Below are 4,665 nucleotides of genomic sequence, written 5' to 3' on the forward strand. Positions count from 1 at the left end.
GTGGCTAAGGCTTATAAATATACTCACGTAAATAGGTTCGTAATATAGTTTGCATATGACAAAATACGGAATATTAAGAAGGGGTTTTTTCTAAAGTTATTGTTTCCACTAAATTAAAAATAAAAGATTCTTGATAACGTAGTTTGAAATTTTATTGTCCATAAATGATATTTATGGTATCATTATTATATATTAGTGCATACTATATGATATAAACAATATCATTTTATTTAAGGAGAGATAATATGAACAAGATAGATATTAACAAATTAAGTGAATTAATTAAGTTAAAAAGAAAAGAAAAAGATTTAACTCAGGGTAAACTTGAAAAATTAACGGGTATTAATAGACAAATTATAGGAAGAATTGAGCTTGGCCAATTTGTACCTTCAATAAACCAACTTGAAGTACTTTTAGAAATTTTAAATATAGATTTTGCTGATATCATAGAGGATAATTCGCAGCCAAATGTACTTCTAGCTATGAGAGGAAAAGCCAAATCACCAGAAGAAACTGAAGCTTTAGACCATATGATTTCCATGATGTTATGCCTCAAAAAACATGATATTTTAAGGAGTCGTTTAAATGGATAATCAAATTATATTAACTGAAAAAGATATATTTGAAATTTGTGAATTGGTTAATGATCTTAGGGGAAGTTTTAGAACCGGTGATGCTCCAATAGGTCCAAATATATTTAAATTAGTTCAATCAAAAGATATAAGACTAGTTTTTTATCCAATTAAGGACAATGATAAAAATAATTTTTCAGCAGTTTATGTATCAATGAAAAATCAAAAGGAAAATTTTGATTTTATAGGACTTAATACTAATGATTATTTAGATGATCAAATATTTAGTCTGGCCCATGAATTGTATCATTATAAAAAAAGAAGTTCTCTACACTTTTATAGGGAATCTTTAGGTAAAATTGATAAGGAAGAACTTATGGCTGAAAGGTTTGCTGCAGAACTTCTGTTACCAAAAGGATCTTTAGAGGAAGAAATACGTTCAATAAACAATGGAAGTAGTAATTTAAAACAATGGGAACATAAAAGTATTCTCATGTTTATTGCTAGATTACACTCTGACTACAGGATTCCGTACAAAGCAGTAGTTAAAAGACTTTTTGAGCTTGGATTTATTGATAAAGCTCAATACGAAGCCTTATATAAAGAGAATAACAGAGAAAAAAGTGGTCTGTATTATACATTAGGGACTAATACATGCGACAAAGAATTTCAGGATCTTAATAGCTACACTAAAACCATGGGAGTATACAAAAATGAAATTGAAAATATAATTAGAGATTATGATAATGATATAATTTCTCTCCCTAATCTAAGTTCTTCTTTGAAAATTTTAGGTAAAAAACTTGAAGATTTTGGATTGCATGAAAATATTGATGATGAAACTTTAGAAGAATTTGATTCAATTTTTAAGGAGTATAAAGATGGCGAAGAAACGAAACAGAATTAATTATGAAGCTGAAAATGAATCCTTTGTGTCTCTCATCAAAAACCCATATCAAACAATTACTCTAGATGCTAATTTTTTTATATCCCCAGACCGCTCTGAAGTTAGGCATGGCGATAGATTTGTATCACCATTGCCCTTTAAATTTTTTAAAGAAGTATGGATAAATGAATTATTTAAACTCTTTAAAAATGTTGCAATTCATTCTGCAGTATATAAAGAAATTACTGTTTCAGATTCTTCAAAGAATTTAATTGATTGTATGATTAACTGTACTCCTCCACAGATTGAGGTTCTTTATGACACCATGTTGTCACCTAAAGAACTTACTCTTAGAAACACATTGGAATCATTTATTTCATTACCAACAAACTACAGCTCAGACATAGATAATAGTGATGATAGAGGCGAAGTTAAAACTCTCGCGTACATTGCTGCAAAGGGCATTTTATATTTTTGTTCTCATGATGCAAATGCCATAAGTCTTATTGAAGATACCGAAAAGCTAGGTACCAAACTTGAAGGTGTAAGTGCCATTCATACGTATGAACTAATATACTATATATCAAAGTTTACAACAAATAAAATGTTAAAACCTTTATATAAATACATGTACTATTTGTCTGGTCCTGATAGATCCGTTAATCCAGAATGGGGAGAATTTAAAAAATGTATGGATAATCTATATAGTGAGTATTTTATAATATAGAGTTCCATCCAAAAATTTCCGCAAATTTGCTTTTATACGGATACAGACGACTGAGTATAGATAAACGCGTTATGTCGGCTGTACCCGATATTAATAAACAACTGTCTGCCTAAACCATTTCAACTAACCATTTTATAAAATATTTATATCAAAATTATTGTTTTAGAGCAATATCTAAATAAACTAAATTGTATATTAAAAGACACATAATAAAGAAATCTTCTTATGTGTCTTAATACTTATAGCCGTTTTATGTTCCATTACTACCATACCCCTATTAAAATCATTTACTTTAGCATGAAATTTCTTTGATGCCGTTTTCCATTTTAATTTAAAGTTTCCATTTCTACTTTTACTGCAATAGTGTGTAAATCCAAGAAAATCAAAGGTTTCCGGTTTCTTTATTCCTCTTCGGCTTAATCGTTCTTTAGCATAGCGTCCAAATTGGGTGTTTTTGCCTATCCCCCCGAAAAGGTAAGTTAGTGTATTTTTATATCGGAGGATAGACTACCCCTAATAAAAAGGTGAAATAAGAAAATCACTCATTTTGTACTATTAAATTTAGCTAATTCAAGAATAATTGCATCCATGTCAATAGACTTCGATTTTGTATTAAATTTATAGCTTTTGGATTTTATGAATAGAAATTCTCTATGCTTCTACATTCCTAAAAAGGTTGGAAATACAACTGAAGATACTGTTATTAAGAATGCAGAAATAACCCCTCCTATTATTGCACAGAATATAGACTTCTTAAAATCGAATTTTAGGAATGCCGCGATTGCACTTCCTGTCCATAAACCTGTCGTCGGTAGAGGAATAGCAATAAATAATACAAGTGCAATTTCTTTATATTTTAAAAACTTAGAACAATTTTTATGTAACTTTTATTAATGTAATTATTAATGCCATTTAACGTTTTATAATTCTGCATCCACTTATATATTCTATTAAAAAATATTAATATAAATGGAACTGGAATAAGGCTACCTATCAGACTTACAAAAAATATTGTTTGTGGATTAAGGTTATAAGTAATAATCCCACGTATAATAGCTCCTTTCTGTTCGATAATAGGAACCATAGACCAGAAAAAAATCTCTAATAATTTCATAAAACACCTCTTTTAATTTTAAATTGACATATGATTTTCGGGTACAGACTACAAGTAAGTATTTTTGACTACTCCTACTAAAAAGTTGGAATAAGCAGATCAATCATTTGGTACTATTTTAAATTTAGCTAATTCAAGAATAATTGCATCCATATTAATAGACTTCGATTTTGTATTAAATTCATAGCGACCATAGAGGTTTATATGCTGCCAGGCAACTGGCGAAATGTGTTTCAATACATCTGAGTCTTCACCGCTTACTTCTCTGTAAGCTAACATATTAGATAAAATGCTGGCATTATAATAAATAATGCAATTGGCTAGTAGTCGACCGCATTCACCCCAAATGTTTTGATCTTGTTCCGTCTTAAATCGTAATTTACCGAAGTTAGCATAGGATATCGCTCTGCGTAATTTATGATAACTCTCACCTCTGTTTAGTGCCCTCTGAACGTTTTGACGTAATGTTAAAGAATCAATATAATCAAGTAAATACAAACTTTTTAGTATATTATCATATTCCCATAGAGCGCGTTTAGTTTTATTTTTACGTTCATAAGAGCTAAGTTTTCCAATTATAATACTCTGCGTTGTCGTTTTGAGAGCAAGTGACAGTATTATACGCTGAATATTATCCCACTCCTCCACAATAAGATCAGAATTTATCTTTCTTACAGGCTTGATTATCACATCATCATAGTGACTTGGATGATTGAATCCATACAAAGATTTACTAATTTTACTGTAGACATCTTTATAACGAGGTGCGAACTTATATCCAAAAAAGTTGAGAATAGAAAAATTAACTTCATTTGCTCCATGTGTATCGGTGGAATGAATATCTGGCTTAATATCGGTTGTGTTATTATATAAAACATCAAAAACATAATGACTTTCATGTTCGTTAGCGCCAATAATCTTGGCGTTAATGGGAATATGGTTAGCTACCAATGTATAAGATACAATACCTTTTTTAAGACCAAAATATTTAGGAGAGTGGCGCGAATTAATGGTGTTAATACTAGTTTCAAATTTCTGCCCATCACTACTGGAATGTATGACTTCGTCAATATCGTAATGTCGAAAGATTGGCAGCTTAGTTATAGCATTATTTATACGGTTATTTGCCTCATTTAAAGTTTCTAGTCTAATGAAATTTTCAGATGTAGAAGAAAGCAACGAGTAATCGATGTCGGAAATCTCACCCATCCTACCTAGTCCCATGTTTGTACCCCAAGCAATCTGGATAGGTTATAATAAGTTGTACATTAAACATTCGGTCATGATATAATATATAAAAAGGAGAGTGTAAATATCATGGCAGGAAAAACAAAAAATTATACTGAAGAATTTAAAAAGCAAATAG

The 4,665-nt window shown here is 30.0% G+C and carries 6 protein-coding genes; 4 read left to right on the forward strand and 2 right to left on the reverse strand.

Annotation, left to right across the window (positions count from 1 at the left end; translation table 11 throughout):
• The first annotated feature begins 245 nt into the window (after positions 1–245).
• From ACJAX4_RS22235 to ACJAX4_RS22250, 4 genes are all read left to right on the forward strand, one after another.
• Positions 246–593 carry a helix-turn-helix transcriptional regulator gene (locus tag ACJAX4_RS22235; RefSeq protein WP_435791627.1) on the forward strand — a complete coding sequence of 116 codons (348 nt, stop codon included), beginning with the start codon at positions 246–248 and terminating at the stop codon, positions 591–593.
• On the forward strand, positions 586–1,479 hold the full coding sequence (locus tag ACJAX4_RS22240) for an ImmA/IrrE family metallo-endopeptidase (protein ID WP_435791628.1): 894 nt from the start codon (positions 586–588) through the stop codon (positions 1,477–1,479). Before ACJAX4_RS22235 ends, ACJAX4_RS22240 begins: the two co-directional genes overlap by 8 nt.
• The gene (locus ACJAX4_RS22245) at positions 1,454–2,185 is read left to right on the forward strand and encodes a hypothetical protein (protein ID WP_435791629.1); all 732 of its coding nucleotides are present in this window, start codon (positions 1,454–1,456) and stop codon (positions 2,183–2,185) included. Before ACJAX4_RS22240 ends, ACJAX4_RS22245 begins: the two co-directional genes overlap by 26 nt.
• Before the next feature lie 636 nt (positions 2,186–2,821).
• Complete coding sequence (locus ACJAX4_RS22250) at positions 2,822–3,079, forward strand: hypothetical protein (protein WP_435791632.1); 258 nt, start codon at positions 2,822–2,824, stop codon at positions 3,077–3,079.
• On the opposite strand, the gene ACJAX4_RS22255 is transcribed toward ACJAX4_RS22250, so the two are convergent.
• Entirely contained in the window at positions 3,042–3,299 is a 258-nt protein-coding gene (locus ACJAX4_RS22255; RefSeq protein ID WP_435791630.1) for a small multi-drug export protein, read from the reverse strand. The two genes, ACJAX4_RS22250 and ACJAX4_RS22255, sit on opposite strands and share 38 nt — an antisense overlap.
• Before the next feature lie 99 nt (positions 3,300–3,398).
• The gene (locus tag ACJAX4_RS22260; protein ID WP_435791631.1) at positions 3,399–4,547 is read right to left on the reverse strand and encodes a transposase; all 1,149 of its coding nucleotides are present in this window, start codon (positions 4,545–4,547) and stop codon (positions 3,399–3,401) included.
• Positions 4,548–4,665 lie beyond the last annotated feature (118 nt).

It is taken from the genome of Clostridium sp. (genome assembly GCF_051278035.1).
Lineage (GTDB): Bacteria > Bacillota > Clostridia > Clostridiales > Clostridiaceae > Clostridium_AD.

Coding starts and splice junctions, on each gene's coding strand:
- ACJAX4_RS22235 (WP_435791627.1), top strand. CDS start 246: ATGAACAAGATAGATATTAACAAATTAAGTGAATTAATTAAGTTAAAA.
- ACJAX4_RS22240 (WP_435791628.1), top strand. CDS start 586: ATGGATAATCAAATTATATTAACTGAAAAAGATATATTTGAAATTTGT.
- ACJAX4_RS22245 (WP_435791629.1), top strand. CDS start 1,454: ATGGCGAAGAAACGAAACAGAATTAATTATGAAGCTGAAAATGAATCC.
- ACJAX4_RS22250 (WP_435791632.1), top strand. CDS start 2,822: ATGAATAGAAATTCTCTATGCTTCTACATTCCTAAAAAGGTTGGAAAT.
- ACJAX4_RS22255 (WP_435791630.1), bottom strand. CDS start 3,299: ATGAAATTATTAGAGATTTTTTTCTGGTCTATGGTTCCTATTATCGAA.